The sequence below is a fragment of the Staphylococcus sp. GDB20D11A genome (assembly GCF_016893255.1).
In the GTDB taxonomy this organism is placed as follows: domain Bacteria; phylum Bacillota; class Bacilli; order Staphylococcales; family Staphylococcaceae; genus Staphylococcus; species Staphylococcus aureus.
In genome coordinates this window covers 1-15,667 of record NZ_JAFEPJ010000041.1, presented here as the reverse complement: position 1 = coordinate 15,667, position 15,667 = coordinate 1, and the positions used below count along the sequence as shown (strand labels likewise).

Sequence of the window (15,667 nt, the reverse complement as noted above, 5' to 3'; positions counted from 1 at the left end):
TTGAAGGGAGCATTTCAATTTAATAGGGATGGTCTTTTATTTTTATAAAATATAACAATATTTGACATGATTAATATTTAAAATCGCAATGATTTATCTATAATCTTTTCAAAAAACAAAAAAGTAAGTATGATGGCGTATACGATTGTAAGCCCTTGGACTGATTTTCCCAAAAAGTGTAGCCTATTTGTGATAGTACTGGTAAACTCAAGGTATATACTAAGTGAGTTTTAAAAGAAGGAGCAAACGCATGAAAAGAAGCGATAGGTACTCAAACTCAAATGAACATTTTGAGCATATGAAACACGAACCTCACTATAATACGTATTATCAACCAGTTGGCAAACCGCCGAAAAAGAAAAAAAGTAAACGAATACTATTGAAAATATTATTAACCATTCTAATCATTATCGCATTGTTTATTGGTATCATGTATTTTTTATCTACACGCGATAATGTGGATGAACTAAGAAAAATAGAAAATAAAAGTAGTTTTGTGTCAGCTGATAACATGCCAGAGTATGTTAAAGGTGCCTTTATTTCAATGGAAGATGAACGATTCTACAATCATCATGGATTTGATTTGAAAGGTACAACTAGAGCTTTATTTTCAACGATTAGCGACAGAGATGTGCAAGGTGGTAGTACCATTACACAACAAGTTGTCAAAAATTATTTTTATGATAATGATCGTTCATTTACTAGAAAAGTAAAAGAATTATTTGTAGCTCATCGAGTTGAAAAACAATATAATAAGAACGAAATTTTAAGCTTTTATTTAAATAATATTTACTTTGGGGATAATCAATATACGCTTGAGGGCGCAGCAAACCATTACTTTGGAACAACCGTGAATAAAAATAGTACAACAATGTCTCACATTACAGTTTTACAAAGCGCTATTTTAGCTAGTAAAGTCAATGCACCTAGCGTATATAATATCAATAATATGTCTGAGAATTTTACGCAACGTGTAAGCACGAACTTAGAAAAAATGAAGCAACAAAATTATATCAATGAAACACAATATCAACAGGCTATGTCACAATTAAATCGTTAAATACTTGCATTCATGTGTAAGATACTTGGAACAATAATGTAGAAGGTTTAATTGAAATGTCATAATGATAAAGTTGAATTGTTTCTGCTTAATAAATTTTACAGATTTGCTTGTAATCACACTTTCATTTTAAAAGATGATAGTGTGATTTTTTGTTAGCATCGAAAAATATTTAAAGTTAAACATTTGCTATAGGAAGTGGCTTATTGAATAATAAAAGAGTATTGTATTAAAACTTGAGAAAGTAACGGGGTGATCCAGTGCCGAAGATTACTAAAATAGAAGTTCAAAAGAAAAACAAAGAACGTTTTAATCTTTTTTTAGATGAACAATTTGAAATGGGTATAGATATCGATACATTAGTCAAATTTAATTTAAAAAAAGGGCAACAACTTGAAGCTGCTGATATGGCAGAGATTCAAAAGTATGATCATTATCGCATAGGTTTAAATAAAGCAATCCAATATTTATCATATAAAAAGAGAACTGAAAAAGAAGTTATACAATATTTACAAAAAGAAGAGATATCAGAGCAAGCGATTTCTGAAGTGATTGAATATTGTTATCGCGAAAAGTTAATCGACCATCAAGATTATGCGGAAAGTTTAAAAAATACAATGATTCGCACGACAGATAAAGGACCTAAAATTTATCAACAAAAACTATATCAACTTGGTATAGAACCAAATATCATTGAAATGTTTACAGAACTTTATAGAGAACAACAGGAACTTGATGATATTATCCAAATTGCTGAAAAAATATCTAAAACAAAAAAAGGGCCACAAAATAAGGTTAAAGAAAAAGTAATGCAATCTTTAATTCAAAAAGGGTTTGAAATGGAAACCATTCATGCTGTATTGTATGAAATGGATTTTACACAAGATGAAGCGGTTTTAGACGATTTATTACAACGAGATTTAGAAAAAATTTATAATAAAAATCGAAAGAAGTACACACAACAGAAATTAATTTCAAAAACTATCGAAGGCCTTATGAGAAAAGGATATAAATATGATAAAATTAAAGCTAAATTAGAAGAAAGTGGTATTGCCGATGGAACAGAAGAAATTGAGTGAAATGTCTGAGCCAGAATTAAGACACGAAATACAACTTTATAAAGAGAAAATGAGAAAAGCTGAGATGAATGGTATTTTAAATGAATATGACGTTTATCAAAGTAAAGTAATTGTTGCCGAAAGTTACTTAGTAGACAGAAAAAAGATAGAAATTGGTAAAATTTATAAACTGACTGATGGCAGTAATCAATATTTTAAAGTAGAAAGATTAAAAGGTATTTTTGCGTGGGGGTTTAGATTTAATAGCGATGAACCCGAAGAAGGCTTACCTATAGCGTTATTACAATTATAGAAGGATGAAAATAGATGGGAAGTTCAATTGTTTTAAAGTTACTAAAAGTAACACACTACTATAGGAATAAACAGAATAAGAAATGGTATTTACCTTTTGGATATGATGCTGAAGATATCGATTTAAACAATATTAGTTTACATATTTATCAAGGAGAAGCATTAGGTATAATTGGTGAACCTGAATCTTCCAAAGCGTTGGTAGGTCAATTGTTGGCAGGTGCAATTAAACCTGATAAAGGTAAAGTAGTTTGTACTGAAGATTTGTTCTACGGATATATTGAAGATCAATCGTTAATTCATCAAACTGTTGAAGCTTACACAGCGCAGTTAGTTCAACTATTTCCATATGAAATTAATGATCATAAAGCTGAACAGATTATTCAATATGCACATTTAGGCGATTATAAAACGAAGCCGGTTAACCATATTTCGAAAGCGGCATACGCTCAATTACTATTAAGTATTGCACGCTCATCAAAATCAAATATTATTATTTTAAATCATGTTATTGACTATTTAACACCACAATTTATGGAACGTGCGATTGAATTAACAAATGATTATATTGAAAATAATTTAACGATTGTGTCAATTGGTGATGATATTGATAAAATTTCACAAGTGAGTAACTATATAGCTTGGTTTTCACATGGTCAATTAAGAATGGAAGGGTCACTTAAACAAGTTATTCCATCTTTTAAAGAACATGAACGTGATCGATTAAGTCTAAACTCAAAAGAAGAAATTGAAAACTTTGATTTAGATTGGAAAAAGAATCGTACAAGAATACCGGAGATGACCTATAATTTCAAACGCGTTGAGCGCTATAATCATGCAAAACCGCCTAAGTTTTTAGTGCGTTTTTGGACTTTAGCCTCAGGTACTATTTTAGGCTTAGCATTGATGATGTTGCTCATTTTCAATAATATTGGAATTATTTCGATAACAGATTTTACGAATCGTGCTACGATGCAAAATGAAAATAAAGATCCATATGGCGAAAAGTTAGCTTATGGAATTGCTTTTAATGGCAGTGTGGATATGCAAGGGGATAAACAAGTCACAATTCCAAAATATAGTGTAGTTACAATTACTGGCGAAAATAGTAAAAATTATCGTGTTACCGCCGATAATAAGACTTACTATGTTAGTAAAGATAAATTAGAATATTTTAACCCGGCAGGTTTATATCAAACGCATAGTTTTAAAAAATTAGCGCCATATATGAAATCAAATTATAGTAATTACTATGCATACTTTAACAGTCAATTACATAAAAAGCATAGTTCAGTTATTAAAACTTTAGTTCCTGATGATGATAACCGTTTCGTTGCATCCGTTACACAACAACCGATACAATTACTTTTCAATGATAATAATCAGTTATACGGTTTTGTTTATCCAATTGTAGATAAAAAAGAATTAAAAGATAAGTTTAATATTAACAATAACATTTGGATTACTAAAGTTGGTAATGGATATTGTATTGCCAATTTGAAAGAAGACAAATGGATTTATATTGAATTGTAGGTGTAAAGATGCTAGATAATATTATTTTATATTTTAAAAACTTACCGCATACTAAAAGGTATGTAACAGAACGTTTAAAACAAAGTTGGAAAAGTTTTCTAATCGTATTAGCTGCATGTTTAATACTTATTATTGCAAATGAAACGCTATTTTCCTTTAGTCATTTGACCGATGTTAAAGAGGTGCGATGGTTATTTAGAATTATTGCATTGATTGTTTTTGCGGTATTGATGTTCACAATTTATATCTCTTATCATCATTATATGAATGACTTTTTAGTTACTAAGTTATTTAATATTTCTGCAGCGACGCCAGTAGTTATTATGTCTATTTTAAGTTTTATTATGCTAGTCATTTTGACGATGATTAGTGCATTGGTTAAACCAGTAAACTTCGAAACATCGTATATAGCGCTATTCTATTTTATTGTGATGGCAACTATTTTTGTAGGATTAATATCAGTTACTTTTGGTCTTATTCGACTGTTAACTGAAAAAATAAATATCATATTTTATGGGATTTGTGTATTGTGTTTCTTATTGTTACCAATTATTTTCATACCAAATCCAAATCATGTATTTATCAATCACATCCTAATGCTAAATCCAATGTATTACATTGTTAATGGTATAGCACAATCTATCATATTTGGTATATCAAGTATGGAAAACATTCCATATCATTTTTACTTTATTTTATTCTTATGTTTAATAGCTGCAGTAAATTTCGTATTAGCAAGGTATACGACACACGCAATTTATAATAAAACATCTAAAGTGACACAAACTGATAATCAACAAGATGTTTCAAATGATAGTACAGACGAGGCGGATACTTCTTCATGATGTTTAGCTAACCTGTTGTGTAAATTAATCTGTAAGAATCAGAAACAATTAGAATATAATCTAGATATTGTTTTCCTATACTGATTTTGATATTTCGAGTCATTAAAGGTAGTTTGTTAGCAACAATATAAATTTTAGGTTTTGTAAAAGCATTTATAGTTTTACATTAAAAAACCGGACAGAGTAAAAATCGTTTTGATTTTCATTCTGCCCGGTTGTTCATTTTTTATAGATTAACTTTAGTGAATAATAACTTGAAATTATTTAGCATACAGTTTACGTTGTAACTTATCTTCTGTAAATACCCAGCCAATATAAGAGTGGTCTATGACATTATCGTTTGTTACATGTGCAATTGCCACAAATGAATAATGATCATTTTTTAAATAACGCAAATCAATCAAACGAATTTCAGTAGAACCATCTGCTAACGTTGTTGTTTGCCAACGATAGATTGATGAAAAGTTTAAAAAAGTACGTATATCTTTATTACCTTTGACTTTCCATAAAATGGAGTCTGTTGATAATGTTTGACGTTCCACTTTATCACTAAAGACCACATTCCTACCATATGCTTTTCCAACATAGTCATGTGCATCAGTTTGTATCGCGACACGCCATTCCATAAATTTTATTGTTGGCGCAACAAATACTTTAACAGGGTGATGCTCTTGTTGAATTGCTTTTAAAGCTTGTTGCTTAATTATGGCTCTCATTTTAAAACGAATCATGTAATAAATGATTAGTAAAGCGATTATAGGAAAGAAGACTGCAAATGGATGCAAGCCTATAACCCATAATACAATACCAATACAAAGAACTGTGAAAATAATAGGGTCAAATGTGTTAATCACACTTAATTGAATCCATTTGTTTGTGATAGGTCTAAGTGCTTGTGTACCATAAGAATTGAATATATCTACAAAGACATGTAAAAATACTGCGAGCTGAGCCCACATCCATACATGAAATGGGTTGGTTCCACTAAAGAACGTGAATATTAAAAATGTAATTAAAATTGGCCATAGTATTGTGAAAGGGATGGAATGCGTGATACCTCTATGATGCGAAATATATGTTGCATTGTCCTTTAATTTAAGAACAGTATCCCCATCAGGAATTAATGAACCAACGATAAGGGTTGTAGCTGTTGCACCAAACGTAGAAGCCATTGCTGGATCTTGGGTTGCAAGTGCTGTAAGGCCCACCCCAATTGCGATATGTGTTGCAGTGTCCATATCAGTTCACTCATTTCATAATATTATATATACTATTATAATCCAATTTCGCAAATAACTAAATTAACTTACATACTAACCATGATTTTAATGTACAATAAAAACATTATGAGTAAAGACAATTAATTTTGGTGAGGAAAGGGTTTTATAAATGTATCAGCAGTCTAGTTTTAAAGAAAATTTGATACACTGGTTTGATGAAAATCAAAGAGAAATGCCATGGCGACAAACGACCAATCCGTACTATATTTGGTTAAGTGAAGTCATGTTACAACAGACACAAGTTAAAACAGTTATTGACTATTATCATCGTTTTGTTGAACGATTTCCAACTGTGGAAGTTTTGAGTCAAGCTTCGGAAGATGAAGTGTTAAAGTACTGGGAAGGCTTAGGATATTATAGTAGAGCTCGAAATTTTCATACGGCTATTAAAGAAGTTCATGATAAATATGAAGGCTTAGTTCCCAAAGATCCTGATCAATTTATAGCGTTAAAAGGTGTTGGCCCATACACACAAGCTGCAGTAATGAGCATTGCATATAACGTACCACTAGCAACTGTAGACGGAAATGTTTTTCGAGTATGGTCTAGATTGAATGATGACTATCGAGATATTAAATTACAATCGACGAGGAAATCGTACGAACAAGAATTATTACCGTATGTTACTACAGAATCTGGAACGTTTAATCAAGCTATGATGGAATTAGGGGCATTAATTTGTACACCGAAAAATCCATTATGCTTATTTTGTCCAGTTCAAGAAAACTGTGTGGCATTTGATAAAGGTACATTTGAAAAGTTACCTGTTAAATCTAAAAATGTAAGTAAAAAAGTAATTGAGCAATCCGTCTTTTTAATTAGAAATAATCAAGGTCAATATCTGTTGCAAAAGCGTAGCGAAAAATTATTGCATGGTATGTGGCAATTTCCTATGTTTGAAAGTGAGCATGCTAGACGTGAAATGACTGAAAAAATCGGTCATGACATTCAACCAGTAGAAACACCTATTTTTGAGTTGAAGCATCAATTTACTCATTTAACATGGAAGATAAAGGTATACGCCGTTTCAGGAACAATTAACATTGAAACATTACCAGATGACATGATTTGGTTTGATTTAAGTGATCGAGATCAATATACATTCCCTGTACCTATGTCAAAGATTTATCAATTTATAAATGGGTAACATTCGATGATTAATAAGATTATCGGAAAATATAGTGACATTAATTTTAAAAATGTATAAATGATATCTTTAAATCTCATAGAATAACAATGTCAAAAAGTTAAAGTGTTGATATATAAAAGTGATGATTTTATATACTTTAAATGGGACATGTAAATCTCTGTTGTAGTACTTAGCAATATTACCGAGTTTAATCATTAAGTAGTAAAATCTTATTTCGTAAAAATATGTATTTATATAATACTATTTCTGAAATATGCTATAATTTATAATGGTTAAATTAACAGAAGGTGGTGTGGAGTATGGTCAGAGAATCCATACCTAAAGAAGGGGAAAACATTAAAATTCAGAGTTATAAACATGATGGTAAGATTCATCGCGTTTGGTCTGAAACAACAATATTAAAGGGTACTGATCATGTTGTCATTGGTGGCAATGATCATACGTTAGTAACTGAAAGTGACGGAAGAACTTGGATAACACGTGAACCGGCAATTGTTTACTTTCACTCAGAATATTGGTTTAATGTTATCTGCATGTTTAGAGAAGATGGAATTTATTACTATTGCAATTTGTCATCACCATTTGTTTGTGATGAAGAGGCATTAAAATATATAGACTATGATTTAGATATTAAAGTATATCCAAACGGAAAGTATCATTTATTAGATGAAGATGAATATGAGCAACATATGAATCAAATGAATTATCCGCATGATATTGATATTATTTTAAGACGCAACGTGGACATTCTTCAACAATGGATAGAACAGAAGAAGGGCCCATTCGCGCCAGATTTTATCAAAGTTTGGAAAGAACGTTACAAAAAAATTAGACAATATTAAGCAAATAAAGTGTAAATACTGATTAAATCATTTATATTGACTTAGTGATGTAAAGAAGTATGATAACTTTTGCTGTCGTGTGGGGACACAGTATCCATAGATTAAATTGAATAGAATATAACATACGAATAAGACAACGTATTTAATCACATGAATATGACAGAGGTTGAGATATCTTAATTTTAAAAATGTAAATTGTAAGAAGGATTTACATCTACAAATTATGTATCCAACCTCTATTCATTTTTATGCTTATGAATAGGATAGGGCAATAGATTAGGGGGGGATTGTATGATTAAACGATATTTGCAATTTGTTAAGCCATACAAATATCGTATTTTTGCAACGATTATTGTTGGGATAATTAAGTTTGGTATACCAATGCTTATACCACTTTTAATTAAATATGCAATAGATGGCGTGATTAATAACCACGCACTAACGACTGATGAAAAAGTTCATCATTTAACTATTGCAATTGGTATCGCATTATTTATTTTTGTAATAGTGAGACCACCAATTGAATTTATACGTCAATATTTGGCGCAATGGACAAGTAATAAAATATTGTATGATATACGTAAAAAGTTATATAACCATTTACAAGCTCTAAGTGCGAGATTTTATGCTAATAATCAAGTAGGTCAAGTAATATCTAGAGTGATTAATGATGTTGAACAAACAAAAGATTTCATTTTAACCGGGTTAATGAATATTTGGTTAGATTGTATAACAATTATTATTGCACTATCCATAATGTTCTTTTTAGATGTGAAATTGACTTTAGCAGCACTGTTTATCTTCCCATTTTACATTTTAACGGTGTACGTTTTCTTTGGAAGATTAAGAAAATTGACGCGTGAAAGATCTCAAGCATTAGCTGAGGTTCAAGGATTCTTGCATGAACGTGTTCAAGGTATTTCAGTCGTTAAAAGTTTTGCGATTGAAGACAATGAAGCGAAAAACTTTGATAAAAAGAACACTAATTTCTTAACACGTGCGTTGAAACATACAAGATGGAATGCCTACTCCTTTGCCGCAATTAATACAGTTACAGATATTGGACCAATAATTGTCATCGGTGTTGGTGCATATCTTGCTATTTCTGGATCAATCACAGTAGGTACACTTGCAGCATTTGTTGGATACTTGGAGTTATTGTTCGGGCCTTTACGTCGTTTAGTCGCATCATTTACAACTTTAACGCAAAGTTTTGCTTCAATGGACCGTGTATTCCAATTAATTGACGAAGATTATGACATTAAAAATGGTGTTGGTGCTCAACCTATTGAAATTAAACAAGGTCGTATTGATATTGATCATGTTAGTTTTCAATATAACGATAACGAAGCTCCAATTTTAAAAGATATTAATTTGAGTATTGAAAAAGGAGAAACAGTTGCTTTCGTAGGTATGAGTGGTGGTGGTAAATCAACATTAATTAACTTAATACCGAGATTTTACGATGTAACTTCTGGGCAAATTTTAATAGATGGTCACAACATTAAAGATTTTTTAACGGGAAGTTTAAGAAATCAAATAGGATTGGTGCAACAGGATAATATTTTATTCTCTGATACAGTTAAGGAAAATATTTTACTTGGTCGTCCAACAGCAACAGATGAAGAAGTAGTTGAAGCGGCGAAAATGGCTAATGCACATGACTTTATTATGAACTTGCCACAGGGATATGACACTGAAGTAGGTGAACGAGGTGTTAAATTATCAGGTGGTCAAAAACAAAGATTATCGATTGCTAGAATATTTTTAAATAATCCGCCAATTCTTATCCTGGATGAAGCAACAAGTGCACTTGATTTAGAAAGTGAATCCATTATTCAAGAAGCATTAGATGTGTTGAGTAAAGATCGAACGACACTTATCGTAGCGCATCGCTTGTCTACTATTACACATGCTGACAAAATTGTCGTAATTGAAAATGGACATATTGTTGAAACAGGTACGCATCGTGAATTGATTGCAAAACAAGGTGCTTACGAGCATTTATATAGCATTCAAAACTTATAAAGTATTAGTTGTTTGACTTCAGTACAATTTTGTAGGGAAGATTTGTAACAGGATGGTGGGGTCATAACATAGAAAAAGCAGTAAGAGATTTTCTTAATTGAAAATAATCTTACTGCTTTTTTAAATTTAATTTCGAGATTCAATATTACTTTATCTCATTGTGGTTTAATTACAGGAATTGTTTTAATGTTATAAATCAAAGTCTTCTTCAACAATTTCAATGTCTGCATCAGATCTATGATATGTGAAAAAGCTAATTCTTATGCGGTCTAAATGCTCTAAATGGTGTCGATACTCTTCGATGGCTGCAACAATTTGCATAACATTGGCAAACGAATATTCCGTTTGATAAGGATGATTTATTAACTCATGCTGAAATGTAGACAATAAATCTTTTTTCTGCGGATTATCTAACTCATAATCAACATGTGTCACATTATAACGTGCTTTTTTAGAAAGGCTAGCTAAAATTTGCTCGTGAAAAGCAGTTAATGAATCTAAATCTAATTTGATTTGTAATAGGAAATTGTTATTAAGTAAATATAAGTCGTTTTGATAACGCGACAATTTGTTTAATACTTCATAAGCTTGTCTAGTCGTCTGAACTACTTCTCTGAAAAGTATTTTCTTTCTATTCTGTTGGTGAATATGTTTTTTTGTAATAGGACGTTCTTCGCTATAGTAATCATAAATTTTCTCTAACTTTTCGACACGTTGTTTTAAATTATGACTATCTTGTTTAATATTATTAAACTCCGTCGTATCATTTAATACTAATTTAAACCACATAAAAATATCTGAGGATATATTTAATGAATTATAGTAAATTTTTGTTTCAAATTTAGGTGGTAGAAACACAAAGTTAACTAGAGATGAACTTATGACACCAATCATTACAAGTACAAACCTGTAAAAGGCGGTAATATAGAAAGAACCGGTATGTTGTCCCATAATGATTAATGCTGTTACACTCGCCAAAGTAGCAACATGTGCTAAATTAAATTTAAATAAAATAGCAATAAGTACTATGACGGTAACACCCATAATGATAAAATTATCGCTAAAAATTGTTACCATTGTAACAGAAAGTATGGCACCTATAATGTTGCCTAATGCTTGATCAGAAACTGTTTTAAATGAACGATAAATACTAGGTTGCATTGCAACAACAGCACTGACACCAGCTAAGGCTTTCAGACCAACATCATCAGGTAGTAAAGAAGCGATAGACATAGCTAAAATAATGGCTATACCAGTTTTAAAAATCCGAGCTCCTAGTCTCAAAAATAATGACGCCCCTTTTAAGTTTATTGAATATCTAATATTCGTATTCATTACTGTTATACACTTACTAGTTACAAAATTCAAGCTTATTTATAGTTGTTAAAATAAATCATACATAATACTGATAGCGATGTAAAACTTTAGTCAGAGATTAAAAGAGTATAAATTTGTAAAATAAAAACTCACATAGTGACATATCAAGTTAAACGTTAATAGTTAACGATATAAAATGAATCTACTATGTGAGCATCTGTTTTATTTTAATTCAATTTAAAATATACTTCCTTAAAAGTTATTTCATTTGACTAAAAGCATAGTCTGCAGCTTTTAAAGTTTGTTTAATATCTTCTTCTGTATGTTCAGTTGTTAAGAACCAAGCTTCAAACTTAGAAGGTGCTAAATTGATACCTTGATTTAACATTAATTTGAAAAATTTACCGAACGCTTCGCCGTCAGAATGTTCAACTTGATCATAATGTGTGACTTTTTCATCTGTAAAGTACAATGTTAAAGATCCGTAAATACGATTAATTGTAGCTGTGATATTATGTTTTTCGATTAATTTAAGTAAACCTTCTTCTAGTTGTTGGCCTAAGCTGTCTAATTTTTCATAAACACCGTCTTGTTCTAGTACTTCAAGTAATGCAATACCTGCTTTCATAGATAATGGGTTACCAGCCATTGTACCAGCTTGATATGCAGGTCCTAGAGGTGCTACTTGTTCCATAATATCTTGACGTCCACCATAGCCTCCAATTGGTAAACCACCGCCAACAATTTTACCAAATGCAGTTAAATCAGGGATAACACCTAATAAGTCTTGAGCGGCACCGTAATGGAAACGGAATGCAGTAATTACTTCATCATAAATCACTAGTGTCCCGTTGTTATGTGAAATTTCATTAACCTCTTCTAAAAATCCAGGTTGAGGCATTACCATTCCAAAGTTACCAACAATTGGTTCTACTAATACTGCGGCAATTTCATCACCCCAAAATTCAATTGCTTCTTTATATGCGTTAATATCATTGAAAGGAACAGTAATGACTTCACGTGCTACGCTTTCTGGAACGCCAGCTGAATCTGGAGAACCGAGCTGAGATGGGCCGCTACCTGCTGCAACCAATACTAAATCAGAATGGCCATGATAAGATCCAGCAAATTTTATAATTTTATTTCTTTTAGTATATGCACGTGCAACACGAATTGTTGTCATGACTGCTTCTGTTCCAGAATTTACAAAGCGAATTTTCTCAAGAGATGGAATTGCATCACGTAATTTTTTGCTGAATTCAATTTCTAGTTCAGTCGGTGTACCAAATAAAACACCTTTAGCAGCTTGTTCTTGAATTGCATTAGTAATATGAGGATGTGCATGCCCCGTAATAATTGGACCGTATGCTTGAAGGTAATCAATAAATTTATTGCCATCGACATCATATAAATATGCACCGTGTCCTTCTTTCATAACAACAGGTGCACCGCCTCCTACAGCTTTATAAGAACGAGAAGGGGAATTGACACCGCCTAGAATATATTCGTTTGAAAGTTGTTGTAAACGTTCACTTTCACTAAAATTCATTTATATCAACCTCTTTTAATTTAATATTTTCATCTAATATCGTATCATAAAATTATTATAATGAAGAAAAAGGTGATTATATGTTGCAAAAAGGAGAACAATTTCCAATATTTAAATTAGAAAATCAGGACGGAACTGTCATTACAAATGATACATTAAAAGGTAAAAAGGCGATTATATATTTTTATCCTAGAGATAATACACCTACTTGTACCACAGAAGCTTGTGACTTTAGAGACAATTTAGAAATGTTCAATGATTTAGATGTTGCAGTATATGGTATAAGCGGTGATTCAAAGAAAAAACACCAAAATTTTATTGAGAAACACGGATTGAATTTCGATTTATTAGTAGATGAAGATTTTAAATTAGCTAAAGAAACTGGCGTATATCAGTTAAAAAAATCATTTGGCAAAGAAAGTATGGGCATTGTAAGAACGACTTTTATAATAGATGAACAAGGTAAAGTATTAGATGTTATCGAGAAGGTTAAAGTTAAAACACAAATAGAAGAACTTAAAAACATTTTGGGGTGACATATATGAGAGTTGTTGGGTTGAATCGTATGCGTGAAGTTGAAACTGAATTACAACAACGCTTTTCAGATGTAGATTTTAAATTTTATAAAAAAGCATCAGAAATACCTGAGAGTGACTTGGCTGATTTAGATATATTAGTTGGTTATGATGGCGGTATCAATGAGGCATTTTTACGACGTTGTCCAAATTTAAAATGGATCGCATGGTTTGCAACGGGTGTAAATACGTTACCGTTAGATTATATTGCAGATCACGGCATACTTTTAACTAATGGAAAAGGTGTTCAAGCTAAACAATTATCTGAATACATTTTAGCTTTCATTTTAGATGATTATAAAAAGATGAAGCTATCATATGATAACCAACGACAACATATATATGATTCGAAAATAACTGGTAAACGCCTTTCAGGACAAACAGTTTTATTTTTAGGTACAGGTGCAATTGCTACTAAAACTGCGAAGTTAGCAAAGGCTTTTAATATGAATTTAATTGGTCTGAGTAAGTCAGGTCAGAACAAAGATGAGTTTGATGAGATATATACTATCGAATCACTTGAAAGCACATTACCAAATGCTGACATTGTTATAAATGCTTTACCAGAAACGCAAGAAACGATTCATTTACTAAAGAAAAAACATTTTGAATTAATGAAAGATGAAGCACTTTTTATAAATATAGGACGAGGTAGCATAGTTAAAGAACCGCTCTTAATAGAAATATTAAAAAGTAGAGTTATTCGACATGCATATTTAGATGTGTTTGAAAATGAACCTTTGAAACCTAATCATGAATTATATGAATTGGATAATGTAACTATAACAGCGCATATAACTGGTAATGATTATGAAGCAAAGTATGACTTATTAGATATTTTTAAAAACAATCTAGTTAATTTTCTCAATAAGAATGGTCTAATTGAGAATGAAGTCGATGCTAAAAAAGGCTATTAAATGAAATCATCATGTAAATATTGACACGCGCGCAATACTACAGTTATATTTATAGTAAGTAATAATAATTATTATATAAGAAAGATGGTGATATAGATGAGTGTTGAAATAGAATCAATTGAACATGAACTAGAAGAATCAATTGCATCATTGCGACAAGCAGGCGTAAGAATTACACCTCAAAGACAAGCAATATTACGTTATTTAATTTCTTCACATACTCATCCAACAGCTGATGAAATTTATCAAGCACTTTCACCTGATTTTCCAAATATAAGTGTTGCGACAATATATAATAACTTAAGAGTGTTTAAAGATATTGGAATTGTAAAAGAATTAACATATGGAGACTCATCAAGTCGATTCGACTTTAATACACATAATCATTATCATATTATATGTGAACAATGTGGTAAGATCGTTGATTTTCAATATCCACAGTTAAATGAAATTGAAAGATTAGCTCAGCATATGAATGACTTTGACGTAACACATCATCGAATGGAAATTTATGGAGTTTGTAAAGAATGCCAAGATAAATAATTTAACTTTGGTAGTATGACAAATTAAAAAATCGTTAGCTTACTTCATATAAGTAAGCGTAATATTTAAGAAGTTAAACGACATGAAAGTTGTTTAACTTCTTTTTTATGCTTATTCTGAAAAATATTTAAATAGAAGAAAAGAACATTCTAACTACGGAAGTTGTATTAACTAATAACTAGTATCCTTTATAAATAAACATAAAAATATTCAAACGAAGGTTTACTAAATAACTATCCATAAAGTGAGGATAAGTTTGTTTGTAAAACTGAAGTAAAAAGCGTAAGGAATTACACTTTAGATACATATAGTACTTACGAATAGAAAATAATCCCTTCAACAGTAATTTTTAAACAAAAATAAGTGTTGTTTTATGTTGACTCTACTAAAATAACTTGATATTATATAAAAGTCGTCAAACGGCACTAATATTTAAAAAACAAATGTTTTAAGTTGTTGATTTAAAATATTAATAAAGTGTAAATTTGACTATTGAAATTCGAACAAATACATAATAAAATAATATTTGTTGAATTAATTGAGTTAGGAAATTTATTTTTTAGAAATAAAATAATTAAAAATAATTCTTGACTTACAAAAACTTACGAGTTATAATTAAATCTTGTAAGTGACAAACGAACATTGAAAACTGAATGAC

At 30.6% G+C, this 15,667-nt stretch carries 14 protein-coding genes and 1 pseudogene; 12 read left to right on the top strand and 3 right to left on the bottom strand.

Features of this window, described 5'->3' with window-relative positions; translation table 11 throughout:
• Positions 1-250 precede the first annotated feature (250 nt).
• The 5 genes from sgtB (at position 251) to JV528_RS14275 (ending at position 4,808) form a co-directional block, all read left to right on the top strand.
• Positions 251-1,060 (top strand): monofunctional peptidoglycan glycosyltransferase SgtB, encoded by an 810-nt coding sequence (gene sgtB, locus JV528_RS14295; RefSeq protein WP_000830380.1) that lies wholly within the window; start codon positions 251-253, stop codon positions 1,058-1,060.
• Between the two features lie 260 nt (positions 1,061-1,320).
• Complete coding sequence (gene recX, locus JV528_RS14290; RefSeq protein WP_001124424.1) at positions 1,321-2,139, top strand: recombination regulator RecX; 819 nt, start codon at positions 1,321-1,323, stop codon at positions 2,137-2,139.
• A complete protein-coding gene (locus tag JV528_RS14285; RefSeq protein WP_000435806.1) occupies positions 2,117-2,431 on the top strand; it encodes a YfhH family protein in 315 nt (104 codons plus the stop codon). The genes recX and JV528_RS14285 overlap by 23 nt, the downstream gene beginning before the upstream one ends.
• Before the next feature lie 14 nt (positions 2,432-2,445).
• Positions 2,446-3,963 (top strand): ABC transporter ATP-binding protein, encoded by a 1,518-nt coding sequence (locus JV528_RS14280; protein ID WP_000535834.1) that lies wholly within the window; start codon positions 2,446-2,448, stop codon positions 3,961-3,963.
• 8 nt (positions 3,964-3,971) lie between these two features.
• Positions 3,972-4,808 (top strand): hypothetical protein, encoded by an 837-nt coding sequence (locus tag JV528_RS14275; RefSeq protein ID WP_065315897.1) that lies wholly within the window; start codon positions 3,972-3,974, stop codon positions 4,806-4,808.
• A gap of 260 nt (positions 4,809-5,068) precedes the next feature.
• Here JV528_RS14275 and JV528_RS14270 read toward each other — a convergent pair whose 3' ends face one another.
• On the bottom strand, positions 5,069-6,046 hold the full coding sequence (locus tag JV528_RS14270; RefSeq protein WP_086036144.1) for a metal-dependent hydrolase: 978 nt from the start codon (positions 6,044-6,046) through the stop codon (positions 5,069-5,071).
• A 151-nt stretch (positions 6,047-6,197) separates the two neighbouring features.
• On the opposite strand from JV528_RS14270, the gene mutY reads away from it, so the two are divergent.
• The 4 genes and pseudogenes from mutY (at position 6,198) to JV528_RS14250 (ending at position 10,209) form a co-directional block, all read left to right on the top strand.
• Complete coding sequence (gene mutY, locus JV528_RS14265; protein WP_000284742.1) at positions 6,198-7,235, top strand: A/G-specific adenine glycosylase; 1,038 nt, start codon at positions 6,198-6,200, stop codon at positions 7,233-7,235.
• Between the two features lie 302 nt (positions 7,236-7,537).
• Positions 7,538-8,080, top strand: a complete 543-nt coding sequence (ntdP, locus tag JV528_RS14260) for a nucleoside tri-diphosphate phosphatase (RefSeq protein ID WP_000251253.1) — start codon at positions 7,538-7,540, stop codon at positions 8,078-8,080.
• A 291-nt stretch (positions 8,081-8,371) separates the two neighbouring features.
• Positions 8,372-10,108: an SAV1866 family putative multidrug efflux ABC transporter gene (locus JV528_RS14255; RefSeq protein WP_000597238.1), complete on the top strand. Its 1,737-nt coding sequence runs from the start codon at positions 8,372-8,374 to the stop codon at positions 10,106-10,108.
• Between the two features lie 8 nt (positions 10,109-10,116).
• Positions 10,117-10,209, top strand: a pseudogene (locus tag JV528_RS14250) (hypothetical protein).
• 88 nt (positions 10,210-10,297) lie between these two features.
• Here the strand turns inward: JV528_RS14250 and JV528_RS14245 are convergent.
• Both JV528_RS14245 and JV528_RS14240 read right to left on the bottom strand, forming a co-directional pair.
• Positions 10,298-11,392 carry an FUSC family protein gene (locus JV528_RS14245; RefSeq protein ID WP_001236371.1) on the bottom strand — a complete coding sequence of 365 codons (1,095 nt, stop codon included), beginning with the start codon at positions 11,390-11,392 and terminating at the stop codon, positions 10,298-10,300.
• 292 nt (positions 11,393-11,684) lie between these two features.
• Positions 11,685-12,974, bottom strand: coding sequence for a glutamate-1-semialdehyde 2,1-aminomutase (locus JV528_RS14240; protein WP_001011607.1), 1,290 nt, complete (start codon positions 12,972-12,974; stop codon positions 11,685-11,687).
• Between the two features lie 80 nt (positions 12,975-13,054).
• On the opposite strand from JV528_RS14240, the gene bcp reads away from it, so the two are divergent.
• The 3 genes from bcp to perR all read left to right on the top strand — a co-directional run bounded on the left by bcp (position 13,055) and on the right by perR (position 15,009).
• A complete protein-coding gene (gene bcp / locus JV528_RS14235) occupies positions 13,055-13,510 on the top strand; it encodes a thioredoxin-dependent thiol peroxidase (RefSeq protein WP_000939521.1) in 456 nt (151 codons plus the stop codon).
• Between the two features lie 5 nt (positions 13,511-13,515).
• Positions 13,516-14,466: a phosphoglycerate dehydrogenase gene (locus JV528_RS14230; protein ID WP_001266846.1), complete on the top strand. Its 951-nt coding sequence runs from the start codon at positions 13,516-13,518 to the stop codon at positions 14,464-14,466.
• A 96-nt stretch (positions 14,467-14,562) separates the two neighbouring features.
• Positions 14,563-15,009, top strand: coding sequence for a Fur family transcriptional regulator (gene perR / locus JV528_RS14225; protein ID WP_204177752.1), 447 nt, complete (start codon positions 14,563-14,565; stop codon positions 15,007-15,009).
• The last annotated feature ends 658 nt before the right edge of the window (positions 15,010-15,667 follow it).

Coding starts and splice junctions, on each gene's coding strand:
- JV528_RS14255 (WP_000597238.1), top strand. CDS start 8,372: ATGATTAAACGATATTTGCAATTTGTTAAGCCATACAAATATCGTATT.
- JV528_RS14230 (WP_001266846.1), top strand. CDS start 13,516: ATGAGAGTTGTTGGGTTGAATCGTATGCGTGAAGTTGAAACTGAATTA.
- bcp (WP_000939521.1), top strand. CDS start 13,055: ATGTTGCAAAAAGGAGAACAATTTCCAATATTTAAATTAGAAAATCAG.
- JV528_RS14275 (WP_065315897.1), top strand. CDS start 3,972: ATGCTAGATAATATTATTTTATATTTTAAAAACTTACCGCATACTAAA.
- ntdP (WP_000251253.1), top strand. CDS start 7,538: ATGGTCAGAGAATCCATACCTAAAGAAGGGGAAAACATTAAAATTCAG.
- perR (WP_204177752.1), top strand. CDS start 14,563: ATGAGTGTTGAAATAGAATCAATTGAACATGAACTAGAAGAATCAATT.
- JV528_RS14240 (WP_001011607.1), bottom strand. CDS start 12,974: ATGAATTTTAGTGAAAGTGAACGTTTACAACAACTTTCAAACGAATAT.
- sgtB (WP_000830380.1), top strand. CDS start 251: ATGAAAAGAAGCGATAGGTACTCAAACTCAAATGAACATTTTGAGCAT.
- JV528_RS14270 (WP_086036144.1), bottom strand. CDS start 6,046: ATGGACACTGCAACACATATCGCAATTGGGGTGGGCCTTACAGCACTT.
- mutY (WP_000284742.1), top strand. CDS start 6,198: ATGTATCAGCAGTCTAGTTTTAAAGAAAATTTGATACACTGGTTTGAT.
- JV528_RS14285 (WP_000435806.1), top strand. CDS start 2,117: ATGGAACAGAAGAAATTGAGTGAAATGTCTGAGCCAGAATTAAGACAC.
- JV528_RS14280 (WP_000535834.1), top strand. CDS start 2,446: ATGGGAAGTTCAATTGTTTTAAAGTTACTAAAAGTAACACACTACTAT.